A 21564-nucleotide genomic window follows, 5' to 3' on the forward strand; every position below is an offset into this window, starting at 1 on the left:
GAACACGAGGAGGAGCGGTCCAAGTGCTTGATCCGCAGGGTTTGTACGCATGGGAGCCGAAGGGCCTGGCCGTCGTCGACATGGCGCTCGCCCAGGAGTCGGCCGGACTTGTCATGCTCTACCACTTCGACGGATACATCGACGCGGGTGAGACCGGCGACCAGATCGTCGACCGGCTCCTCGACTCGCTGCCCCACCAGGTCGTCGCCCGCTTCGACCACGACCGGCTCGTGGACTACCGCGCCCGCCGTCCGCTGCTGACCTTCAAGCGCGACCGCTGGACGGAGTACGAGGAGCCGGCCATCGAGGTGCGTGTCGTCCAGGACACCACCGGCGCCCCCTTCCTGCTGCTGTCCGGCCCCGAGCCGGACGTGGAGTGGGAGCGCTTCGCCGCGGCCGTGAAGCAGATCGTGGAACGGCTCGGCGTCCGTCTGTCGGTGAACTTCCACGGCATCCCCATGGGCGTCCCGCACACCCGCCCGGTGGGCCTCACCCCGCACGGCAACCGCACGGACCTGGTCCCGGGCCACCGCAGCCCCTTCGACGAGGCGCAGGTGCCCGGCAGCGCCGAGGCGCTCGTCGAGTACCGCCTCATGGAGGCCGGCCACGAGGTCCTGGGCGTCGCCGCGCATGTGCCGCACTACATCGCGCGCTCTGCGTACCCGGACGCGGCGCTGACCGTCCTGGAGGCGATCACGGCCGCGACCGGCCTGGTCCTGCCCGGCATCGCCCACTCGCTGCGCACGGACGCGCACCGCACGCAGACGGAGATCGACCGGCAGATCCAGGAGGGCGACGAGGAGCTCACGGCCCTCGTCCAGGGCCTGGAGCACCAGTACGACGCCGCCGCGGGCGCAGAGACCCGCGGCAACATGCTCGCCGAGCCCGCGGACATCCCGTCGGCGGACGAGATCGGGCGCGAGTTCGAGCGGTTCCTGGCGGAGCGGGAGGGCGACAACTGAACTCTGCCGGGGTCTGTGTCGGCACCTTGTCACCGGGCGTCCCGCTGCAAGGCGGAGGAGGGCGTGCCAGGCCCAGCCTCCGCGGCAGGATCCGCCGGACAGGCCCTAAGCTTCCGCTCATGCTGAAGGTGGGCCTGACCGGCGGGATCGGCGCCGGCAAGAGCGAGGTGTCGCGGCTGCTCGTCGAGTGCGGTGCCGTTCTGATCGACGCGGACCGCATCGCGCGCGAGGTCGTCGCGCCGGGGACCCCCGGTCTCGCGGCGGTCGTCGAGGCGTTCGGCGAGGAGGTGCTCGCGTCCGACGGCAGCCTGGACCGGCCCAGGCTGGGCTCGATCGTGTTCAGCGACCCCGAGAAGCTCGCCGTGCTGAACTCGATCGTGCACCCGCTGGTCGGCGCCCGCTCCCGCGAGCTGGAGACCACCGCCTCCGAGGACGCCGTCGTCGTGCACGACGTGCCGCTCCTCGCGGAGAACGGCCTCGCACCGCTGTACGACGTCGTGGTCGTCGTCGACGCGAGTCCCGAGACCCAGCTCGACCGGCTCGTACGGCTGCGGGGCATGACCGAGGCGGACGCACGCGCGCGTATGGCCGCCCAGGCGACACGCGAGAAGCGCCTGGAGATCGCGGACATCGTCATCGACAACGACGTACCGCTGCCGGAACTGGTGCGCCGTGTGAAGGACGTATGGGCGGATCTGTTCCGCAGGGCCCACGCCTCCCGGGACGCGCCCCAGCAGCCCCAGGAACCCACCCAGGAATAGCGGCCCTCTGCCCGGGCGTTGAATCCTCCCAGCGAGGGAAGGAATTTTCCGTGCCCGATACCAGCGGTTCGACCGGACGTACTCCGGAGACGCATGTCATCGACTTCCGCGCGGCCGAGCAGCTGCTCGCCGCACGGGACCCGCGGGGCGCGGTGAAGCTGCTCGACGGAGTGATTGCCGCGCACCCCGAGAACACCGCCGCGCGGCTGCTGCGCGCGCGTGCCTTCTTCGCCGCCGCGCAACTACGGCCCGCCGAACTGGAGTTCAGCATCGTCCTGGAGCGCGAGCCGGACAACGCGTTCGCGCACTTCGCGCTTGCCCGCACCTACGAGCGCCAGGGGCGCGCCGACCAGGCCAAGCGCCACTTCCGGCTGGCGGCCGCGCTGGACCCGAACCCGCAGTATCTGAAGGCGGCGCGCTTCGACTCGTGAAGCCCGTCTAACGCAGGCGGTGGTCCGGCGGCCGGTAGGGAGGGATGTCGCGGCCCGGCTGGTAGTGCGGGCCCTGCCGGATGTGCTTGAGGATCATGGCCAGGTCGGCCGTGATCACGAGCCACAACAGCCCGCACGCGGCCGCCCAGCCCGGCCGTCCGGCCAGCGCGAACGCGGCCGTCCCGAAGATCGCCCAGAGCACCCCCCACACGCTCAGCCACAGACGCAGCCGCAGCGCACTGCGCGCTGTCCTCGGCTCATTGCCCGTACGCATGGGGATCACCACTCCTTCTTGCAACGTACTCTTCGGTAGGGACGTTCTCCAGGCCCTGCGAGGGGGTTCACCGCGTGCTTCCGGATGCCGATCAGCTGGCCGAGGTGCTCCTCGACCTGGGGGTACCGCACGAGGACATCAACGAACTCCTGCGGATGGGCCGAAGGGTGACCGACGACCCGGAGCTGCTGCGGTTCCTGGAGGGCTCCGTCGAGGAGCTCGTGCGGGACATGGGCGAGATCCGCGGCGGGGCGGACCTGCCCGAGCCGGACTGGCCGTCCGGCCCGCTGCAGCGCTTCTTCCCCCTGTACCTCCTGATCGCGGCGCTGCCCGCCGTGCTCGCCCACCATCGCGAACGGGGCGTTCCGCCGGAGGTCAGCCGACGCACCCTGGCCGACGTGGGCCGCAACATCGCCGTGCACCGCAAGCGGTACGGCACGGGCGGCATACCGCGTCCGCGGTGGCTGACGCTGCACTTCCGCGGCGAGTTGTACCAACTGGGGCGACTGCAGTTCCAGCGCGGCCGGATCGGCACCTGGCTCAGTGACTCCATCGCGGCGCAGGGGCTTCCGCTCGGGCCCGGTGACCCGGGTCTGGGCGTGCACGTCCCGGACTTCCTCGGACCGCTGACGCCCGAGGCCTGCGACCGCTCGCTGGCGCTGGCGCGGGAGTTCTTCGCCCGGCACTACCCCGAGGAGCCCTACACGGTGGCGACCTGCGGCTCGTGGCTGCTCGACCCCCAGCTGAAGCAGTACCTGCCGGCTCACTCCAACATCGTCCGTTTCCAGGAGCGCTTCCGCGTCGGTCACCTGCCTGCGGAGCCCGAGGACGAGGCGCCGATCCGCTACGTCTTCGGCACCGAGGACGTGCCGCTCGAGAAGCTGCCGCGCCGCAGTGCGCTGGAGCGAGCCGTCGTGGACCACCTGCGGGACGGCGGTCACTGGTACGTCGGGCACGGCTGGCTCCGGCTGTGACCTGCGGTCCGTGACCTGGCCCGATGCGGCCCCGCAGCCCGGCTCCACTCGAACGGGTGAACCTGGGCGAGGTGGGAACGGCCGTGCGGAGGCGGGCCGTTGGACGGGCATGGAGCTGAAGATGCGAGCAGGACATCAGGGGACGGGACCGGGGGCGATCACCCCGGACGGATGCGCGGTCGAGCTCTATTCGCGGCTGCCGCTCGGGCCGGAGCCGGACATCATCGCGGCGGCCGTGCCGGCGGGCGTGCGCATCCTGGAGCTGGGCAGTGGGGTGGGGCGCATGACCCACCCGCTGCTGGAGCGCGGCTTCACGGTCACGGCGGTGGACGAGTCCGCCGACATGATGGAGCGCGTCCGCGGGGCCCGCACCATATGCAGCCCGATCGAGGACCTCGACCTGGACGAGAGGTTCGACGTGGTGCTGCTCGCGTCGTTCCTGGTGCACACCGCGGACGTCGAGGTGCGGCGGCGCCTGCTGAAGACCTGCGCACGGCATCTCGCGGACGGCGGCTGCGTGCTGATCCAGCGGGAGGGCGAGGACTACCACACCGACGTGCCGCGCGAACGCGTCGACGCCACCGGCTTCACCATAAGGATCGCGTCGTCCGAACCGGTCGGAGACGGCGTCAACTCGGTGCACGCGGAGTACGAGTTCCCGGACGCGACGTGGACCCAGACCTTCCGTGCACGGCCACTGACCAAGGAACAGTTCGAGGAGGCGCTGGCGGAGGAGGGACTGAGGGTGGACGAGTATCTGACGGAGGACCGGATCTGGGTGAGGGCGGTGCCGATGACGGCGTAGAGAGCGGGAGGGGAGAGGACGGGAGCGGGAGGGGAGCGAGGACGCGGTGAATTCCCTGCGGACGGCGATGAGTTTCGTGCAGGACCCCGGTCTACCTCTGTGACAGCAACACGGAACCCTTCACACAGGAGACCCCCATGTCCGAGACCACCGCTTCGGTCGCCTCCGTCGCCTCCGCGACCTCCGTCTCGTCCGCCACCGCGTCCGGCACCGTGGTCGCCGAGTCCAGGACCGCTCGCGGGCGCCGCGCCCGTGTCGCCCTGCGTGTTCTGCAGGTCGTGCTCGCTCTCTTCTACGGGATTGCGAGCGCGCTGCCCAAGCTGATCGCGCACCCGACGGCCGCCGACGCCTTCGACCAGCTCGGCTGGGGCGGCGCGGGCATGTACACCATCGGCGCGCTCGAACTGGCCGGCGCTGTAGCTCTGTTGATCCCGGTGCTGCCGTCCGTGGCGGCGGTCGCGCTGAGCGGGCTGATGGTGGGTGCGTTCGTCGTCCAGCTCACGGTGTTCGACGGAGAGAACGCGGCGACACCGCTCATCCTGATCGTGCCGCTCGCTCTGATCGCCTGGGCGCGGCGCGGGCACAACGCCGAGCTGCTGCGGCTGGTGCGACGACGGGCGTGACCGACCGCTCAGCGTTCCCCGCCCGCCGGCCCCGGTCGCCCGCTCAGGCCGCCGAGGCCGCGCAGGCGTTCCAGCTCGCGGCGGTCCCGCTTGGTCGGGCGGCCCGCGCCGCGGTCGCGGATGCCCGCGGGGGTGACGGCCTCGCGGGGCGGGGGCGGCGGGCTGTTGTCGACGTAGCACTGGACGGCCACGGGGGCGCCGACCCGTTTGCGGATGAGGCGCTTGACGACGACGATCCGTTCCCGGCCCTCCTGCCGCAGGCGCACCTCGTCGCCGACGCGCAAGGAGTACGCGGGCTTCACGCGCTCTCCGTTGACACGTACGTGGCCGCCGCGGCAGGCGGTGGCGCCCTGTGAGCGGGTCTTGACCAGGCGTACGGACCAGATCCAGCTGTCGATGCGTACGGTCCCGCCGTCGCCGGGCCCGGCCGCCTCCGCGGCGGCGACCGCGGCAGCGATCTTGGGGTCGGTGCTGTCGGGCTCGGTACGCGTGGCGGTACCGCCCGTCGTGTCGGTCTCACCGTGCCCGGCGGTCTTGCCGTGGTCCGCACCTTCAGAAGCCATGGTTCGACCTTAGCTCCCCGCTCTCCGTGAGCCCGAAGGGTTTCCCTCGGGCGGCTCTACCGTGGAGGCATGGACAGCCTGGGCGATCTGGACACACGCATCACCGGATGCGGCGCGTGCCCCCGCCTGGTCGCATGGCGGGAGGAAGTGGCCCGCACCAGGCGTGCCGCCTTCGCCGACTGGACGTACTGGGGCAGGCCGGTCCCGGGCTTCGGGCCGGGGGACGCCCGCCTGCTGATCGTGGGACTCGCCCCGGCCGCGCACGGCGGGAATCGCACCGGCCGCATGTTCACCGGCGACCGCTCGGGGGACGTGCTGTACCAGGCGCTGTACGACGTGGGGCTGGCGTCCCGGCCCACCTCTGTCGCGGCCGACGACGGTCTCGAGCTGTACGGCGTGCGCGTCACCGCGCCCGTCCACTGCGCGCCGCCCGCCAACAGGCCCACTCCCGAGGAGCGGGACACCTGTCGGCCGTGGCTGGTCCAGGAGCTGAGGCTGCTGCGGCCGACGCTGCGGGCCGTGGTCGTGCTCGGCGCCTTCGGCTGGCAGGCCGCGTTGCCCGCGTTCGCCGAGGCGGGCTGGACCGTGCCCCGCCCGCGGCCCGCCTTCGCGCACGGCGCGCGCGTGACCCTCGACGGGCTCGACCTCTTCGGCTGCTTCCACGTCAGCCAGCGCAACACCTTCACCGGCCGGCTCACACCCGCGATGCTGAGGGACGTCCTGCGTACGGCGGCGGAGGCCGCGGGGCTGCCGTAAAGGGCGCGACCGCCTCGGCGTACGGACTCCAGGCTGCCCCGATGGGCCCGTATCCGGAGATCGAACCGTACGACCAGGGCATGCTCGAACACGGCGGGCCCGGGTGAGGGTGCACGGTCCGGTCCCGAGGTCGGCCTGCTGACCAGGGGGCTCGGAAAGATCTTCCCGGAGGCGTTCGAGCGGTTCGTCGCCGAACTGCCCGTCGGTGACCGCGACGGCAATCTCGCGGCCGCGTACAACCGGCTGATCGAGTGGCCCGACCCGCAGGTGCGGGAGCGCGCCGCGCGGGCCTGGACCGATTGGGAGACCGCGATGCTTCCCGCGCCGCCGCGCTCGGTGGAGCGCTACGAGGACCCCGATGCACAACGCGGGGGCGCCGGGCGTGGTGGACGCGGTGGTGGCGGCCACGGACAGATACGCCCGGCGCTGACGGTGGTTCAGACGAGGCGGGCCGCCGCGATCGGCCGCTGCGCGACGGTGTACGTCTTCGCCGAACCGGTGTTGACGCTCCACCGGTACCGGGAGAACTCGCCGGTGGCGTCCGCCGCGTAGAACATCATGTGACCGATGCCCACGCCCTCGAGGTTGTCGGCGTCGACGTCACTGACCATCCGGGTGTCGGGGTACGGAGCGTACGTGGACAGCCCGTACACGCCGTGCGGATCGGAGGTGCAGTCGACGACCTCGACGGCGTACTGGGTCTCGCCGCTGAAGTTCAGCGAGCCGGTGTAGACGCCCTTGACCTCGCGGACCATCACGATGTGCCCGGTGTTGTCGGGGTCGGTGCCGTTGTAGTCGACCGCTATCAGGTCGCCCGGCCGCAGGTCGGCGACCTTGCGTATCCGCTGGAAGCGGGGGCCACCCGTGCCGTCGGTGAACGCCTTGCGGTAGTCGGCGGCCTCCGGGATCCGGTCCTGGAAGTACTGCGTGAAGTAGTCGTCCGTCGCCCATCCGTAGGTGTGCCTCAGCACCCAGGTGATGAAGGACGAGCAGCGGGCGTGGGCGATCCAGCTGGTCAGGTCGTCGGGCGTGCCCCAGGTGACCGTCGACGAGCCGATGTAATAGACGTTGTTCTCGCGGGCCGTCTTACCGCCGACCACGGCGATCTCGGCCGCGGTCAGGGCGCGGCCGTAGGCTCGTACGTCGTCGATCGCGCCCTTGAACCGGTTGACGGGCGCACTGTCGTATCGCGCCCGGCCCATGTTGAAGCCCTGCGTCGCGGCCCACGACAGGGCCGCGTCGGCGCTGCCTTCCAACTTCCCGTTCACATAGAGGTGGATGCGCGTGCCGTCCCACACTCCGGTCAGGTGCGTCCAGACTCCGAGCGTGGCGGTGCTGGTGGCGACGGCCGAGATCTTGACGCTCTGGTCCTCGCTGCGCACCTTGAAGGCCCAGGTGCCGACGGTGTTGTCGTACTGCAGCAGGAAGCGGCTGGTGGTGCCGCCGTCCTGGCTGACCGCGGTGTACATGTTGGCCAGGTCGGCCGGGCTCGTGGCGTCGTTGGACAGGCGCACCCACGCCGAGACCGTGAACGGGGCGGTGGTGTCGAGGACGGAGCCCGTCGCGGCGTACGCACCGGAAGTCCCGTCGAAGCTCAGCTCGCCGCCGGCCCGCAGCGTCGTCCAGGACGCGCCCGAGCCGAGGGTGACGGGCCGTTCCCGGCCCGAGCGGTCGGCGGCGGAGCCGTCCAGCGGCCAGTGCCCCACCAGGCCGCCCGGCAGATAGCCGGCCGCCAGCAGCCGCTGGTACTGGACCATGCGCTCGGCCTCCGCCAGATGCGGCGTGGCGACCGGCGTGAACGGAGTGTTCAGCGGTGCGTCGGCCACGGCGGCACCGGCGCCGCCCACCACGCCCGTCATCGCGCCCATTCCCACGAGTGCGGCACCGCTCAACAACCCGCGTCTGCTGACCATGTTCTCCCCGTCCCGTTGATGTTGAAGGGTCGGCAGAGTCTAGGCAGAAGGATGATCAGAACGGGTACCGAACAGATGCCGGACCGTGGACCGGTAGTTGGCCTGTACGTGGCTCAGCGCGTGGGCGCGGGCGCGGTCGGGGTCGCCGGAGGCGATCGCGTCGTACAACTCCTGGTGTTCCGTGAGGAGCTGGGGCCACTCCTCGTTCTGCCGGGTGAGCCAGCGCAGGCGGCCGTCGACGGGCTCCATGACGGAGATCAGCAGGCTGTTGCCGGCCAGGGCGAGGATGCGGTCGTGGAAGCGGGTGTTGACGTCGGTGATCGCCTCGGCGTCCCCGGCCTGGGTGGCACTCGCCGCGCTCTCCAGCAGCTCCCGCAGCTCCGCGAGGGCCTGAGGCGTCGCCCGTGACGCGGCGAGCCCGGCCGCGTACACCTCCAACGCCTCGCGCAGTTCGAAGAGTTCCTTGACGTCGGTGGGGGTCAGCCGTCGTACGACCGTACGGCGTGCCGACTCGAAGAGCACGAAGCCCTCGGCGACCAGAGCCCGGATCGCCTCCCGGACCGGCACTCGCGAGACCCCGAACCGCTCGGCCAGCTCGCGTTCCACGAGCCGGTCGCCGGGCTGCAGGCGGCCCGCGATGATGTCCTGCCGCAGAGTCGCCAGAACGCGCTCGCGCACCGCGCCCAGGGGTTCGATCTTCGTGGGGGAACTCATGAGGCCATCTTCGCCGACTCCGGGAGTGTTTTACGGAGCGTTAACAGCAACGACATCGGTCGGAACGGTTGACGGGAGGACCATGTCGGCAGTTTGGTATACCAAACGAGTTGCCAAGCGACCGGAAAGCAGTCCTCCTCGTCCCCCTGTCCATGGAGGCCCCGTGTCCATCGCCGACCGCGCCGAAGCCACCGGCGCCCCAGCGTTCGTCCCCGACCCCCGGCTCACCAACGAAGACCTCGCGCCCGCCGAGAAGCGCAACTGGAAGGTCTTCGACCTCTTCGCCATGTGGATGTCCGACGTCCACAACCTGGGCAACTACACGTTCGCCGCAGGACTGCTCGTCCTCGGTATGAACGTGTGGCAGGTGTTCACCTCCCTGCTCGTCGGCTTCGTGCTCATCTACATCGGCATGAACTGGATGGGAAGGATCGGCCAGCGCCACGGCGTCCCGTTCCCCGTCGTCAGCCGCATCAGCTTCGGCGTCTGGGGCGCGAACATCCCGGCGCTGATCCGGGCCGTGATCGCCATCATGTGGTACGGCATCCAGACCTACCTGGCGTCCGTCGCCGTCAACGTGATGCTGCTGGCTGCCTGGCCCGGCCTGGAGTCCTGGACGCACCACTCCTTCCTGGGCCTGGACGCGCTGGGCTGGGTGTCGTTCGTGTCGCTGTGGCTGATCCAGGCGGTGATCATCAGCCAGGGCATGGAGTCGGTGCGCAAGTTCCAGGACTTCTGCGGCCCGGCGATCTGGCTCGTGATGATCGCGCTGGCGATCTGGATCCTGGCCAAGGCCGACTGGGGCATCTCGCTCACCTCGACCCCGCACCCGGTCTCCGTCGGTGAGCAGTGGCGGCAGTGGTTCGGCGCGATCGGGCTGATCCTCGCCACGTACGGCACGCTGATGCTCAACTTCTGCGACTTCTCCCGCTTCGCCCCCGACTACAAGACCGTCCGGCGCGGCAACTTCTGGGGCCTGCCCATCAACTCGACGGCCTTCGTGGTCGTTTCGGTGATCGTCACGGCCGGCTCGCTGGAGGTGTTCGGCGAGGCGATCACGGACCCCGCGGAGCTGGTCGCCAAGGTCGGCAACACCTGGGTGCTGGTCCTGGCGGCGTTCACCTTCGCCGTCGCCACCATGGGCGTCAACATCGTCGCCAACTTCGTCTCACCGGCGTACGACCTCGCCAACGTCTGGCCGCAGAAGATCACCTTCAAGATCGGCGGCATGATCAGCACGGTTGCGGCGCTGGTCGTGACCCCCTGGAACCTCTTCTCCAACCCCACCGTCGTCAACTACTTCCTCGGCGGCCTCGGCGCCTTCCTGGGCCCGCTGTTCGGCGTGATCATGGTCGATTACTACTGGGTCAAGCGCGGCCGCGTCGACGTGAACGAACTGTTCGACGCCCGCCCCGGCTCCCGCTACTACTACCGCAAGGGCGTCAACCCCAAGGCGCTGTGGGCGTTCCTGCCGTCGGCCGGTGTCGCGGCGGTGCTCGCGCTGGTGAAGACGTTCAGCGATGTCGCACCGTACTCGTGGTTCATCGGGACGGCGCTGGCGGCGGGGCTGTATCTGGCGCTCTGCCGCAGCGAGCGGACGGCTGCAGCCGCTGTTCCCGAGAAGCCCGTGGAGGCATGAGCGGCGTGCGGATCGTCGTCACCAACTGCAACACCACGCAGGAGATGACCGAGGAGATCGTACGAGGTGCCCGGGCCGCGGCCGGCCCGGGCACCACCGTGACCGGACTGACCCCGGCATGGGGACCCGAGTCCGCGGAGGGCTGGCTCGACAGCTACCTGTCCGCCGCGGCGGTCATCGACCTGCTGCGGACGTACGACGGTCCCGCGTACGACGCCGTCGTCATGGCCGGCTTCGGGGAGCACGGACGCGAGGGCGTACGGGAACTGGTGGACGTACCGGTCGTCGACATCACCGAGGCCGCGGCACACCTGGCGTGTCTGCTCGGGCGACGGTACGGCGTCGTCACCACCCTCGAGCGGTCCTGCGGGCAGATCGAGGACAGCCTGGAGACGGCCGGGGTCGGCCGCAACTGCGTCGCCGTGGTCGGCACGGGCCTGAGCGTCCTCGACCTCGGCGACGGGGACCCGGCCCGCACGGAGGCGGCATTCCTGGCGGCCGCCGAGCGGGCGCGGGAGGCCGGTGCCGAGGTGCTGGTGCTGGGGTGCGCCGGGATGACGGGGCTGCAGCGGGCGGTGGGGCAGAAGCTGGGGGTTCCGGTGGTCGACGGGGTGGGAGCCGCCGTGAAGCTCGCGGAGTCGCTGGTGGGGCTGGGACTGACCACGAGCCGGGTGGGAAGTTATGCCAAGCCGTTGCCGAAGCGGAGGGTGTGGCGGGCGCGGTCGGAGTGAGTGCGAGGGTGCGGTAACGGCCCCTGCGACCGGCTCACGGCCGCCACACATACCGCACGTCGGGCTCCTTCTCCTCGTTGTCCAGCCCGTCCGTGTACTCCACGGCGACGAATCCGTGCCGCTCGTAGAAGCGGTGGGCGGGCTTGTTGACCTGGAACGTCCACAGGGCCAGCCCCTGTGGACTGCGTTCCTTGGCGAGCGCGACGAACCGGTCCCCGATGCCGCGCCCGCGCCAGTCGGGGTCCAGGTAGAGCTGGGACAACAACTCCCCGTCGAGCACCATGAGCCCCACGATTCGGCCGCCGTGCCCGTGCGCGGCCTCGGCCACCCACGTCTCGCGCGACGGCACCACCACGTCCCGGATGTAGTCGCGCACCTCGTCGTCCGAGCGCGGCCGGACGACCGTGGGCAGCGCGGCGCCGAAGGAACGGAGATAGACGTCTGCCGTGGCGGCGGCGTCGGCGGGGGTGGCGCGGCGAAGACCGACCGACGGCTCGGAACTCACGGACGTGCCTCTTCCGGCTCCGGTACGACGGCGGTGGCAGTGATCTCCACGAGTTGCCCGGTGTACCCCAGGCAGGCGACCCCGATCAGGGTCGAGGAGTGCGGACCGGAACTGAGCCCGGATGCCTCGACGACGTCCCACACGGCGGACAGCACCGAGGTCTCACTGCTCACCACGTACACGTCGGTGGACACGACGTGGGCCAAGTCGCTTCCGACCGCTCGCAGTTGCTCCTCGAGATTGGCGATCACCTGCTCGGCCTGGCGCACGGGATCTCCCTCCCCGACCAGCTTCCCGCCCCCGTCGATCGGCACGGAACCGGCGAGGAAGGCGAGCCTGCTGCCGGCCTCGACGACGGAGGCATGGGAGTAGGTGGGCGGCGGGAAGAGGCCGGGGACGGTGACGCGCCGGATCATGCTGCTCCTCGAAGCGGCTCGGGGGCTTCGGACGACCTGCCGATCCTCCGGGGCGACGGCCATGACCGCATCCGATTTTCGGGGCGACTCCACCCGAGACGACGGCGAGCGTGAAAACCGTTGGACAGGCGACCGACCCGCCGTCACCCTTGCCCCCGTGGCCGCAGGCCGCAGCCTGGGAGCCCAGGAGGTCTGCTGTGTCACGCACCGCCCACCATGTCCCCACCAGGCACCGCACCCACCCCGCCTACTGGCCGCTCGGCACGGCGGGCCCCTGCACCGGCCATGTCCTGACGGAACTTCGGTACGCCGAGAACGACTTGACCCAGGCCGAGCGTGACGGCCGCCGTCCCACACCGACCCTCGTCGTGCGGAGCTTCGCCGCGTACACCTATCCCCGCGCACTGAACGAGCGGCTGAGCAGCCCGTACGAGTCCACGGCCAGGGCCGCGCTGCGGGCCTTCCGTACGTCCGCCCGCAAACACCTGCGCGCCGCCCGCGCGGACACCCTCCTCCTTGCCGCCGAAGAACTGGACCACCCACCGACCCGTCACCGACACCGTGACCTCTGGGAAGCGTGACCCACAGCCGTGAACTCCCTCACCGACCCGGTCTTCCTCGACACCGCCGCCGACCGCCTCGCCGCCCTCCCCACCGTCCAGGCCGTCGCCCTTGGCGGCTCCCGGGCGCAGGGCACGCACCGGCCCGGCAGCGACTGGGACCTGGCCGTCTACTACCGCGGCCCTTTCGACCTCGCTGACCTGCGAGCCCTCGGCTGGGAGGGCGAGGTCTCCGAGATCGGCGGCTGGGGCGGCGGTGTCTTCAACGGCGGTGCCTGGCTGACGATCGACGGCCGGCGCGTCGACGTGCACTACCGCGACCTCGACGTGGTCGAGCACGAGATGGCGGAGGCGGAGGAGGGGCGGTTCCGGGTGGAGCCGCTGCTGTTCCATCTCGCGGGGATTCCCAGTTACCTCGTCGTCGCGGAGCTGGCGATCAATCAGGTGTTGCGGGGTGAGCTCCCGCGGCCCGGCGCCTATCCGGAGAAGCTGCGCGTCTCCGCCGCCGAGCGCTGGCGCGGGACGGCCCACGCAACCCTTGCCTACGCACAGGCCAACCATGTTCCTGCGGGACGGCTGACAGAGGTGGTGGGGGCCATTGCCACGGCGGCCGTGCAGGCCGGGCACGGCGTGCTGGCCGGGCGCGGGGAGTGGGTGACGAATGAGAAGCGGTTGCTGGAACGCGCCGGACTGAGGGACGTCGACGGCATCATCGCCGAGTTGGGGAGTACTGGCTCCGGCGAATTGAAGAACGGGGTGGAAAGGGCGCAGGCGCTCTTGACGCGCGCCGGGCATTCCTGCCCCGAATAATCCTTCGAAACAAGGCAGTTGCCGCTGCTACCGTCCTTCTCGTGGCGAAACTCAATCAGATCATCGCAGTCGAGAAGGGCATCAAGTCCAAGGCCCACCAGGACCTGACGGCCGCTCATCACGGGCTGCAGAAGCCCGCGTTGCTGGCCGGCATCTCACGGACGTACCAGCCGAAGGACGAGGAGGGCGAGCAGCTGCCGCCCGAGTCGACGCGGGTGCAGGTGAAGGCCGAGGACGTGCTGCGGGAGACCGCGGCCACCCTGACCCGGCTGTTCGACGTGACCGCCACGAAGGACTGGGCCAACTGCACCGCCCGCGCCGATGTGAAGGTGGACGGGCGGGTGCTCGTCGCCGACGTTCCGGTGTCCTACCTGCTCTTCCTCGAGAAGCAGCTCGTCGACCTCAACACCTTCGTACGGAAGCTGCCCGTCCTCGACGCCTCCGAGTCCTGGGTGCAGGACCCGTCGACCGACGCGTGGAAGACCGAGCCGGTGCGGACGCTGCGCACCAAGAAGGTGCCCCGCAACCATGTGAAGGCGGAGGCGACCGACAAGCACCCGGCCCAGGTCGAGGTGTACTACGAGGACATCCCCGTCGGGTACTGGACCACCGTGAAGTTCTCCGGTGCCCTGCCCGCGCGGCGCGTCAACGAACTCCTCGACCGGGTCGAGAAGTTGCAGCAGGCCGTGAAATTCGCCCGCGAAGAGGCGAACGGCGTCGACGTCGTCGACCAGCGCGTCGGTGACGCCGTGTTCGGCTACCTGTTCGGGTAGCCTTGAAGACTCCCCGGTCCTTTGCGACCGGGGTGCGCGAGGAGCGCAAGCTGAAGCTGAAGCTTGTCGTGACTGCGCGGTTCCAGTGGAGGTTCGAATCCTCCCCGCGGCATCAAAACGTCATCACACACCGTGCCGCGGTAGCCCAATCCGGCAGAGGCAGACCGCGATCAATCTCAGACTCTCGCTCCAGACTCAGCATTCGCCGCCGATCGCCGGATCGACCGGGCCCGGGCCCCAGTACGTCGAAATGCCGGTTCAAGTCCGGCCCGCGCAGCTCGATGTGCGGTGGTCCAAAGGCAGGACGCGACGACATCATGACTGACCTGGGTTCTCAAGCGTGCCGGCGTGCGACATGGGCGGCTCCACAGGGGCCGGGGGCAGGCTACGCCCCCGGTCCCGCTTTCGTTCCCGCGACTCCCGCTTTCGTCCCCGCCGCCGCCCGACGGGAATTGCGTTCATAAAGAACGCGGGTTTCAGGCGAATTGTCACGCCCCGGAAACGCAACCGCCCCATTCCCTCCAAGACCCCGCCCTACCGTGGACACCACAGCCCGGCCACCGTCGCCCGAAGGCCCACCCCGCCCTCTCCGACAGGAGCCTTGTGTCCCGCCGCGTCACCCTCGCCCTGCCGCCCTGGCTCGCCCACACCCTGCGTACCCAGCGGGGACCCGTGCCCTGGAACGCGGTGGTCAGAGGGGCGTTGGCGAGCGGTCCGCTGCTGGTCGCAGCCTTGGTGTCCGGCCGTATCTCCCTCGGCGTCGTGGCCGCCATCGCCGCGATGCTCGCCGGGATCAACGACCGGCCCGGCAGCCGACGGGCCTCGGTCAGGCGTCTCGGTGTGCCCGCGCTGGCCGGATCGCTGGGGCTGCTGATCGGGACGTACGCAGGGGACCACGTCGGTGCCGTCGCGTTGACCTTCGTCCTGACCGGGCTCGGGCTCGTCGCGGGAGGCATCAGCGCCATCGGGCCCGTTGCCTCCGGCGCGGCCACGCAACTGCTCGTCGCCTCCGCCATCGGTGCCGGCATGCCCCTGCCCGCGCCCGGGTGGCAGCGGGCGCTCGCCTTCCTCGTGGGAGCCGGATGGCTGCTCGCGCTGAGGCTCGTGCTGCCCACGCCCGGTGCGCTCGCCGGTGACTTCCGGTTCGACGGGGAGCGGGACGCGGTGGCCGGCGTGTACGACGCCGTCGCGGACCTGCTCGACGCCGTAGGCACCGAGCACGCCACCGTCCGGCGCGCCGCGCTCACCGCCGCCCTCGACCACGCACAGGACGCCCTCGCCGGGCCCCGGCTGCGGCGGTACGCCAGCTCCGCGGCCGAGCGGCGGCTGCATGCGCAGTACGCCGCCGCGCTGCCCCTCGCCGAGGCGGCGACCGCGCTCGCCTGGGCGGGGGAGGCCGTGACCGGGCGGGCCTCCGAAGGGCCCCGGCGGCTCGCCGCCGCCCTGCGCGGCGGCACGCACACCGGGCCGCTGCCCGCGCCTCACCGGTCGGCGCCCGCCCTGCGCGCCCTCGACGACGCCCTGCTGCGCGCCGCCGAGGCCTTCGACCAGGGCGAGGGCGGCGATCTGCACACACGTCCGCGTACCGCAGGGGACCTGTTCCGCACCGCCTTCGGGGCCGGCGGGCGCGAGTACGGGATCCGGGTCGCCCTCTGCTTCGGGGCCAGCGCCGCCTTCGCGCAGGCCCAGTACCACTCGCACTGGTACGGACAGCACGCCCACTGGTACTGGCTGCCCGCCACCGCCGTCTTCCTCGTCAAGCCCGACCTCGGGCCGCTCGCGTCCCGTGTCCTGTGCCGTGCCGCGGGGACCGTCCTCGGAGCGCTCCTCTTCGCCGGGTTCGCCGCCGTGCTGCCCCGGCCGGAAGGGCTGATCGCGCTCGTCGCGGTCAGTGGTGCCCTCATCCCCGCGGCCACCCGACACTTCGCCGCGCAGACCGCCGTCGTCACCGTGCTCGTCCTCGCCCTCGTGATGGTGGGCGGGGAGCCCCAGGCCTCCGCCAGCCGGATCGGGGAGACGCTGCTCGCCTGCGCCATCGTCCTGGTCGTCGGGCACCTGCCGATGCCGGGGGAGCGGGGCGGGGGCGTGCGGGCCAGGCTGGCCGGCGCGGGCAGCGCCGCACACGCCTATCTCGTGCACGTCCTCAGCGAGTCCGACGACCGCGCCGCCCGCTGGACCCTGCGCCGCGAGGCCTACCGCACCCTCGCCGAGGCCCGCACCGCCATCGCCCTCGCCGCCGCCGAACTGCCCGCCCTCGCCCGGCACACCGAGGGCACCGACGAGGTCGCGGCCCTCCTCGAACGGCTCGTCGACACCACGACCGCATGCGCCGTCCACCTCGACGACACCGGCCGGCTGACCGCCCGGCACACCGAGCGGCTCACCGAACTCCTGGACGAACTGGCCACGCGGCGGGAGCGGGTGGGACTACGGGCTCGCGAGATCCCCGGCCTGCCCATCGCCGTCTAGGGCAGGGGAAGTCAGGGCAGGGAAGTCAGGGCAGGGAAGTCAGGTCAGGGAAGTCAGGTCAGGCCGCGTCAGCCGATCCGTATCCACACCGGCGCGTGGTCCGAGCCCGGTGTTCCGACCCGGCCCGCGGGGTCCTCGCCCACCGACGGAAGGTCGAGGGCTTCGTCCTGCCGGTCGGGCAGGCCCGTCCCCGCCTGCGTGATGCGGTGGACCAGCCGGTGGCTGGTCAGTATGTGGTCGATCAGCTCCGCGCGCTTGAAACTGACGCGCGAGAAGCGCCGATCGGCGGGGATCCGCGGGGCGACGTTCCACAGCCGCGCCGCGTCTCCCTTGTCCGGCGTCTCGAAGGCGTGTTTGTCCTGCTCCTCGAGCGTGGACCCGGGCGGCCCGACCAGGATCTGCGTGGTCGCGGCGTACACCACGTCGTTCATGTCGCCGAGGACCATCACGTCCCGCTCCCGCCCGTCCCCCGCGAGCAGCTTGTCCGCGAGGATGCGCAGAGTCGCCGCCTCAGCGGCCCGCCGGTAGAGGGCGTACGCGCCGAAGCGGGCCCGTTCGGCCTCGTCGAGTGGCTGGAAGCGCTTGTTCGGGTACGACAGCAGCTTCGACTTGAGGTGGGCGACGGCCACATGCAGAGGTCCGTGGTCACCGTCGGTCTCCACCGCCAGCAAGCCGCGGCTCGTCTCCTTCTCCTTGTCCTCGGGGTTCTGGCCGTCGAGGGTCTGCACGGGGTCCAGCCCGGGCGCGAACGCGGTCACGTCGTGCCTCACCCGCAACTCCCGCCGGCTGAGGAAGCCGACGCGGATGCCCCGGCGGTCGGCGTGCTCGGAGAGCGCCGTGTGCCACTCCCCGCCCACCGCCTTGACCAGATCGTGCAGCGCCTCTTCCTGCTTGACCTCCTGGACGCCCAGCAGCGCCGGGTCGAGCGCGGTGATCACGGAGGCGAGGGCCTCCACCTTCGCCTCGTACTCGGCTTCGGTCCTGGGGGCGCCGTCGCCGCTGTCCGGCAGCATCAGATTCTCGAGATTCCACGTACCGACGAGCATGTCGGGCCCCTTCCAGAAGCCGTGCGACGGGCGGTGGTGAGGCCAGGGTGCACGCGCCCGCGCCGCCGGGACAGGGCGGCGACGGGATGCGCGGTTCACCCCCTGCGAGGGCACGACGGCGTCGTACGGTGCCTGCATGACGCCTTCTCCCGCCGGTCTCATCATCACCCGGTGCACGGTGCTCACGCACGACGATCATGAGCGGATCGGGTTCGCGGAGGATGCCGCGATCGTCGTACGGGACGGGGCCGTCGAGGCGGTGGTGAGCAGCGCGGAGGCCGAGGGGCTGCCCGCCGCCGAACGCATCGACGCCCGCGGCCAGGTCGCGATGCCGGGCCTGATCAACTGTCATACCCACGCCCCGATGGTCGCCCTGCGCGGCATCGCCGAGGACCTGCCCACCGAGGAGTGGTTCAACGACGTCGTGTGGCCCGTCGAGTCCAACCTCACCGAGAAGGACGTCGAGTTGGGCGCCCGGCTCGCCTGCGCCGAGATGATCCGCGGCGGCGTCACCTGTTTCGCCGACCACTACTTCGCCATGGACGCGGTCGCCGCCGTCGTCGCCGAGTGCGGGATCCGCGCCCACCTCGGGGAGGCGTACTTCTCCTCGCAGGGGCAGCAAGGGCGGGAGAACTCACTGGAGTTCGCGCTGCGGCACCGCGGGGGCGCAGGCGGCCGCATCACCACCGCCCTCGCCCCGCACGCCCCTTACACCGTCACCGACGCCGACCTCGCCGCCACCGCCGAACTCGCCCGCGACCACGGCCTCCCGGTGCACATCCACGCCTCCGAGAACCGCGACCAGGCCGAGACCAGCCTCGCCCGGCACGGCGTCACACCCGTCGAGGTACTCGAGCGCACCGGACTCCTCGACACCGACACCCTCATCGCCCACGGCACCGGCATCCTCGACCGAGACCTGCCCGTCCTGGAGCGAGCGGGCGGTCGTACGGCCGTCGCGACCGCGCCCCGCGGCTACCTCAAGTTCGCCTGGCCGAGCACCACCCCGGTCCAGGCCCTGCGCGACCTCGGCATCCCGGTGGGACTCGCCACCGACGGCGCCGCCTCCAACAACTCCCTCGACGTGTGGGAGTCGATGGCGCTCACCGCCCTCGTCCAGAAGTCGACCACCGGCGACCCACGCCGGCTCACGTCCCGGGACGCCCTGCACCACGCCACCCTCCAGAGCGCGCGGGCCGTCGGACAGGGCGACCGCCTCGGCAGCATCGCGCCCGGCCGGCGGGCCGACATCGTCCTCGTCGACCTCACCGGGCCGCACACCCAACCCGTCCACGACCTCGCGGCGACCCTCGTCCACAGCGCCCGCTCCTCCGACATCCGCACGACGATCGTCGACGGGCGGATCCTCATGCGCGACCGCGAGCTGCTCACGCTCGACGTCCCCGCGGTGGTGCGGGAACTGGGGGAGCGCATGCCTGCCCTCCTGGACCGGAGCCACGGCCGACGCATCCAGGAGTACGACACCTGAGCCGGCTCCGTGATCACGATGAGTGCGACTTCTGACACGGATGGTGCGCCTGATGTTCGCCACGTGACCGAATCATCACGGTCCGCAGTGAACGAGTGTCAACTACGTCTCAGTCGCGTCACTGACCGAGGCGTTTGGCCCGGGGAAGGCGTTAACTCCTACAAGTACGACGCTTTCTGGAGGTGCAGGGTGGTGAACGGGCGAACAGTGCTCGAACGCTTTCCCGCAGGCGGGCCGCGTGGATCGTGGCCGGCGGAGGAGTTCGCGCACGCGCGGCGTCAGGAGGGACTGGCGGCCGAGGTTGTCATGGACCTCGCGACCGACACGTTCCTGGTGATCGTCCGGGGCGGCGACGTCACGGAGTGACCGTCCTGGCGCAGGAGACGACTCAGCCCGCCTTCGGGGCGGGCAGTTTCGTCGTGAACTGATCCGCCTGAAGCGAGTACAGCTCCGCGTAGATCCCCCCGGTCGCCAGCAGCTCGTCCGGCGTCCCGGACTCCACGAGCCGGCCCTCCTCGAGGACGTGTACCAGGTCCGCGTGGCGCACGGACGCCAGCCGGTGGGTGATGAGGACGACCGTCTGCCCGGTGCCGGCCAGGGCCCGGATCTTCTCGAAGACCTCCAGCTCGGCCCGCGCGTCCAGCGCCGCCGTCGGCTCGTCCACGATCAGGATGCGCCCGCGCCGGTATGCGGCCCGGGCGATGCCGAGCCGCTGCCACTGACCGCCGGACAGCTCGTGCCCGCCACTGAAGTTGCGGGCGAGCAGCGTGTCCAGGCCGCGTGGCAGGTCCGCGACCACCTCCTCCGCACCCGCCTCGGCGACCGCCGAGGCCAGGCGCTCCTCGGTCAGCGGCGCCGAGGAGCGGCCGACGGCGACGTTCACCCGGGCCGTGAACGGCCAGCGTTTGAAGTCCTGCGCGACCATCGCGATGCGTTCGGCCAGCTGGTGCCGGTCCGCGGTCGCCGCGTCCACGTGGTCCCACAGGATCCGGCCGTGGTCCGGTTTGTACAGTCCGGCGAGCAGCTTGACCAGGGTCGTCTTGCCCGAACCGTTCTCTCCTACCAGCGCGACGATCCGTCCGAGCGGCAGGGTGAGGGTGACGTCGTCCAGCGCTGGACGGGCCGCGTCACCCGGGTAGCTGAACGTGACGTTCTCGAAGCGGATCTCCCGCGGATCCTCCGGAAGGGCGGCCCCGCCGACCGGGATGGCCCGCTCGGCAGCCTCCTTGTACAGCCGCTGCAGATCGCCCACGAACAGGGCCTCCTCGTGCAGGGCGTTGACCTCCAGGACGAGGGTGTCCAGGCTTGCCGAGCCGGTGCGGATCGCGATCACCGCCGTCCCCGCCACGGACAGCCCCATCATCCCGGAGACCAGCAACCCGCCCAGCGTCGCGTACGTCGCCACCGTCGCGATGCCCGTCCAGGCCGCCGCGATCAGGCCCGTACGGGCGGCGAGCCGGGCCAGGCGGGCCTGCTCAGCCTCCGCTGTCTCCGACATCGCGCGGAAGTGGCGCAGCAGGAAGGGGCCGACCCCGTGCAGCCGGATCTCCGGGGCGGCCGCCGGTTCTGTGAGCAGGCCGCTGAGCAGGTAGCCGGCGCGGGCGTGCTGCACCCACGTGTGGAAGGACTCGTAGCGGCGGCGCGCGTTCGTCAGCGCGCTCCACGCGCTCGGCAGCGTCATCGTCACCAGCAGCGGGAGCAGGGCCGGGTGCAGCACGGTCAGCACACTCGCGGCGGCGATCAGGGAGATCATCCCGTTCACCAGGCGCGTGGCGTGCGCGATCATGCGCCGGGCGGAGGAGGCACCGTACTGCGCGGTGTCCAGCAGCTTGTGGAACGCGTGGTCCTCGATCGCGGCCAGCTCCACCGTTGCCGCCCGCTCCAGATACCGCTCCGTCGCCACCCGCTCGACCTTGGGCTCCAGGCGGCCGGTGGCGTACGTCGACGCGGCCCTCAGCAGCGTCGCGACGAACATCACGGCGGCCACGGTGATCAGCGCGGGGGCCGCGCCGCGCAGCCGGTCCTCGATCGAGCCGCCGGTCATCAGCCGGGCCAGCACACTGTTCACCGCGAGCAGGCTCACCGCCTGCGCCACGCCCCGACCCGCCTCCGCGGCCAGCACTACGCGCGCGGCACGCCGGTCGGCCTGCCAGGCGAGCCGGAAGCTGGACGCGAGCAGCGAGGGCAGCCGGGTCAGCATGGCGCGGAAGTTCAGCTCCAGGAACGCGTCCGCGTGCTGGTTCCAGCCCATGTCGTAGCGCAGCGGGCCGCCGAAGAGCAGCCGCTCCGACTCGGACACCTCGGGCTTGCCGGCCTCGCGCTTCTTCGCCACCGTACGACCTCCCCCGAT

General features: G+C 71.2%; 23 protein-coding genes and 1 pseudogene. 16 read left to right on the forward strand and 8 right to left on the reverse strand.

Annotated features, from left to right (window positions below):
• Positions 1 to 23 precede the first annotated feature (23 nt).
• The 3 genes from ABZO29_RS33490 to ABZO29_RS33500 all read left to right on the forward strand — a co-directional run bounded on the left by ABZO29_RS33490 (position 24) and on the right by ABZO29_RS33500 (position 2154).
• Entirely contained in the window at positions 24 to 962 is a 939-nt protein-coding gene (locus ABZO29_RS33490) for a PAC2 family protein (protein ID WP_367323925.1), read from the forward strand.
• A gap of 119 nt (positions 963 to 1081) precedes the next feature.
• A complete protein-coding gene (coaE, locus tag ABZO29_RS33495; RefSeq protein WP_367323926.1) occupies positions 1082 to 1723 on the forward strand; it encodes a dephospho-CoA kinase in 642 nt (213 codons plus the stop codon).
• Between the two features lie 50 nt (positions 1724 to 1773).
• Positions 1774 to 2154 carry a tetratricopeptide repeat protein gene (locus tag ABZO29_RS33500; RefSeq protein ID WP_367323927.1) on the forward strand — a complete coding sequence of 127 codons (381 nt, stop codon included), beginning with the start codon at positions 1774 to 1776 and terminating at the stop codon, positions 2152 to 2154.
• Positions 2155 to 2161: 7 nt separating this feature from the next.
• Here ABZO29_RS33500 and ABZO29_RS33505 read toward each other — a convergent pair whose 3' ends face one another.
• Positions 2162 to 2428, reverse strand: coding sequence for a DUF6343 family protein (locus ABZO29_RS33505; protein WP_367323928.1), 267 nt, complete (start codon positions 2426 to 2428; stop codon positions 2162 to 2164).
• Positions 2429 to 2502: 74 nt separating this feature from the next.
• Between ABZO29_RS33505 and ABZO29_RS33510 the strand changes: the two genes are divergently transcribed.
• From ABZO29_RS33510 to ABZO29_RS33520, 3 genes are all read left to right on the forward strand, one after another.
• Positions 2503 to 3402: an acyltransferase domain-containing protein gene (locus ABZO29_RS33510; protein ID WP_367323929.1), complete on the forward strand. Its 900-nt coding sequence runs from the start codon at positions 2503 to 2505 to the stop codon at positions 3400 to 3402.
• 121 nt (positions 3403 to 3523) lie between these two features.
• The gene (locus ABZO29_RS33515) at positions 3524 to 4207 is read left to right on the forward strand and encodes a class I SAM-dependent methyltransferase (RefSeq protein WP_367323930.1); all 684 of its coding nucleotides are present in this window, start codon (positions 3524 to 3526) and stop codon (positions 4205 to 4207) included.
• 137 nt (positions 4208 to 4344) lie between these two features.
• On the forward strand, positions 4345 to 4830 hold the full coding sequence (locus ABZO29_RS33520) for a DoxX family protein (protein WP_367323931.1): 486 nt from the start codon (positions 4345 to 4347) through the stop codon (positions 4828 to 4830).
• Positions 4831 to 4838: 8 nt separating this feature from the next.
• Here the strand turns inward: ABZO29_RS33520 and ABZO29_RS33525 are convergent, their stop codons facing one another.
• Positions 4839 to 5393 (reverse strand): RNA-binding S4 domain-containing protein, encoded by a 555-nt coding sequence (locus ABZO29_RS33525; RefSeq protein WP_367323932.1) that lies wholly within the window; start codon positions 5391 to 5393, stop codon positions 4839 to 4841.
• A 69-nt stretch (positions 5394 to 5462) separates the two neighbouring features.
• Between ABZO29_RS33525 and ABZO29_RS33530 the strand changes: the two genes are divergently transcribed.
• Both ABZO29_RS33530 and ABZO29_RS33535 read left to right on the forward strand, forming a co-directional pair.
• Positions 5463 to 6149 (forward strand): uracil-DNA glycosylase, encoded by a 687-nt coding sequence (locus ABZO29_RS33530; protein ID WP_367323933.1) that lies wholly within the window; start codon positions 5463 to 5465, stop codon positions 6147 to 6149.
• A 126-nt stretch (positions 6150 to 6275) separates the two neighbouring features.
• A pseudogene (locus tag ABZO29_RS33535) lies at positions 6276 to 6527 on the forward strand (prolyl aminopeptidase); the annotation flags it as partial.
• Positions 6528 to 6586: 59 nt separating this feature from the next.
• Here ABZO29_RS33535 and ABZO29_RS33540 read toward each other — a convergent pair.
• On the reverse strand, positions 6587 to 8062 hold the full coding sequence (locus ABZO29_RS33540) for a LamG domain-containing protein (protein ID WP_367323934.1): 1476 nt from the start codon (positions 8060 to 8062) through the stop codon (positions 6587 to 6589).
• Positions 8063 to 8101: 39 nt separating this feature from the next.
• Positions 8102 to 8776: a GntR family transcriptional regulator gene (locus tag ABZO29_RS33545; protein ID WP_367323935.1), complete on the reverse strand. Its 675-nt coding sequence runs from the start codon at positions 8774 to 8776 to the stop codon at positions 8102 to 8104.
• Between the two features lie 163 nt (positions 8777 to 8939).
• Between ABZO29_RS33545 and ABZO29_RS33550 the strand changes: the two genes are divergently transcribed.
• The gene (locus tag ABZO29_RS33550) at positions 8940 to 10415 is read left to right on the forward strand and encodes an NCS1 family nucleobase:cation symporter-1 (protein ID WP_367323936.1); all 1476 of its coding nucleotides are present in this window, start codon (positions 8940 to 8942) and stop codon (positions 10413 to 10415) included.
• A 5-nt stretch (positions 10416 to 10420) separates the two neighbouring features.
• Complete coding sequence (locus ABZO29_RS33555) at positions 10421 to 11146, forward strand: aspartate/glutamate racemase family protein (RefSeq protein ID WP_367326316.1); 726 nt, start codon at positions 10421 to 10423, stop codon at positions 11144 to 11146.
• Between the two features lie 34 nt (positions 11147 to 11180).
• Here ABZO29_RS33555 and ABZO29_RS33560 read toward each other — a convergent pair whose 3' ends face one another.
• Together ABZO29_RS33560 and ABZO29_RS33565 are read right to left on the reverse strand one after the other, a co-directional pair.
• The gene (locus tag ABZO29_RS33560; RefSeq protein WP_367323937.1) at positions 11181 to 11651 is read right to left on the reverse strand and encodes an N-acetyltransferase family protein; all 471 of its coding nucleotides are present in this window, start codon (positions 11649 to 11651) and stop codon (positions 11181 to 11183) included.
• Positions 11648 to 12067, reverse strand: coding sequence for a RidA family protein (locus ABZO29_RS33565; RefSeq protein WP_367323938.1), 420 nt, complete (start codon positions 12065 to 12067; stop codon positions 11648 to 11650). The genes ABZO29_RS33560 and ABZO29_RS33565 overlap by 4 nt, the downstream gene beginning before the upstream one ends.
• A 197-nt stretch (positions 12068 to 12264) precedes the next feature.
• Between ABZO29_RS33565 and ABZO29_RS33570 the strand changes: the two genes are divergently transcribed.
• From ABZO29_RS33570 to ABZO29_RS33585, 4 genes are all read left to right on the forward strand, one after another.
• Complete coding sequence (locus tag ABZO29_RS33570) at positions 12265 to 12648, forward strand: hypothetical protein (protein ID WP_367323939.1); 384 nt, start codon at positions 12265 to 12267, stop codon at positions 12646 to 12648.
• A 9-nt stretch (positions 12649 to 12657) separates the two neighbouring features.
• Positions 12658 to 13437 (forward strand): nucleotidyltransferase domain-containing protein, encoded by a 780-nt coding sequence (locus ABZO29_RS33575; RefSeq protein WP_367323940.1) that lies wholly within the window; start codon positions 12658 to 12660, stop codon positions 13435 to 13437.
• 41 nt (positions 13438 to 13478) lie between these two features.
• On the forward strand, positions 13479 to 14210 hold the full coding sequence (locus tag ABZO29_RS33580) for a hypothetical protein (RefSeq protein ID WP_367323941.1): 732 nt from the start codon (positions 13479 to 13481) through the stop codon (positions 14208 to 14210).
• Between the two features lie 603 nt (positions 14211 to 14813).
• On the forward strand, positions 14814 to 16679 hold the full coding sequence (locus tag ABZO29_RS33585; protein WP_367323942.1) for an FUSC family protein: 1866 nt from the start codon (positions 14814 to 14816) through the stop codon (positions 16677 to 16679).
• Between the two features lie 68 nt (positions 16680 to 16747).
• Here the strand turns inward: ABZO29_RS33585 and ABZO29_RS33590 are convergent, their stop codons facing one another.
• Positions 16748 to 17725: an endonuclease/exonuclease/phosphatase family protein gene (locus ABZO29_RS33590; protein WP_367323943.1), complete on the reverse strand. Its 978-nt coding sequence runs from the start codon at positions 17723 to 17725 to the stop codon at positions 16748 to 16750.
• Between the two features lie 136 nt (positions 17726 to 17861).
• Here ABZO29_RS33590 and ABZO29_RS33595 point away from each other — a divergent pair, with 136 nt between their 5' ends.
• Positions 17862 to 19214 carry an amidohydrolase gene (locus tag ABZO29_RS33595; protein WP_367323944.1) on the forward strand — a complete coding sequence of 451 codons (1353 nt, stop codon included), beginning with the start codon at positions 17862 to 17864 and terminating at the stop codon, positions 19212 to 19214.
• Between the two features lie 192 nt (positions 19215 to 19406).
• Positions 19407 to 19580, forward strand: a complete 174-nt coding sequence (locus tag ABZO29_RS33600) for a hypothetical protein (RefSeq protein ID WP_367326440.1) — start codon at positions 19407 to 19409, stop codon at positions 19578 to 19580.
• Between the two features lie 22 nt (positions 19581 to 19602).
• Here ABZO29_RS33600 and ABZO29_RS33605 read toward each other — a convergent pair whose 3' ends face one another.
• Entirely contained in the window at positions 19603 to 21546 is a 1944-nt protein-coding gene (locus ABZO29_RS33605; RefSeq protein WP_367323945.1) for an ABC transporter ATP-binding protein, read from the reverse strand.
• Positions 21547 to 21564: the final 18 nt, after the last annotated feature.

Source organism: Streptomyces sp. HUAS ZL42 (genome assembly GCF_040782645.1).
Lineage (GTDB): Bacteria > Actinomycetota > Actinomycetes > Streptomycetales > Streptomycetaceae > Streptomyces.

Coding starts and splice junctions, on each gene's coding strand:
- coaE (WP_367323926.1), top strand. CDS start 1,082: ATGCTGAAGGTGGGCCTGACCGGCGGGATCGGCGCCGGCAAGAGCGAG.
- ABZO29_RS33505 (WP_367323928.1), bottom strand. CDS start 2,428: ATGCGTACGGGCAATGAGCCGAGGACAGCGCGCAGTGCGCTGCGGCTG.
- ABZO29_RS33515 (WP_367323930.1), top strand. CDS start 3,524: ATGCGAGCAGGACATCAGGGGACGGGACCGGGGGCGATCACCCCGGAC.
- ABZO29_RS33520 (WP_367323931.1), top strand. CDS start 4,345: ATGTCCGAGACCACCGCTTCGGTCGCCTCCGTCGCCTCCGCGACCTCC.
- ABZO29_RS33525 (WP_367323932.1), bottom strand. CDS start 5,393: ATGGCTTCTGAAGGTGCGGACCACGGCAAGACCGCCGGGCACGGTGAG.
- ABZO29_RS33530 (WP_367323933.1), top strand. CDS start 5,463: ATGGACAGCCTGGGCGATCTGGACACACGCATCACCGGATGCGGCGCG.
- ABZO29_RS33540 (WP_367323934.1), bottom strand. CDS start 8,062: ATGGTCAGCAGACGCGGGTTGTTGAGCGGTGCCGCACTCGTGGGAATG.
- ABZO29_RS33545 (WP_367323935.1), bottom strand. CDS start 8,776: ATGAGTTCCCCCACGAAGATCGAACCCCTGGGCGCGGTGCGCGAGCGC.
- ABZO29_RS33565 (WP_367323938.1), bottom strand. CDS start 12,067: ATGATCCGGCGCGTCACCGTCCCCGGCCTCTTCCCGCCGCCCACCTAC.
- ABZO29_RS33590 (WP_367323943.1), bottom strand. CDS start 17,725: ATGCTCGTCGGTACGTGGAATCTCGAGAATCTGATGCTGCCGGACAGC.
- ABZO29_RS33595 (WP_367323944.1), top strand. CDS start 17,862: ATGACGCCTTCTCCCGCCGGTCTCATCATCACCCGGTGCACGGTGCTC.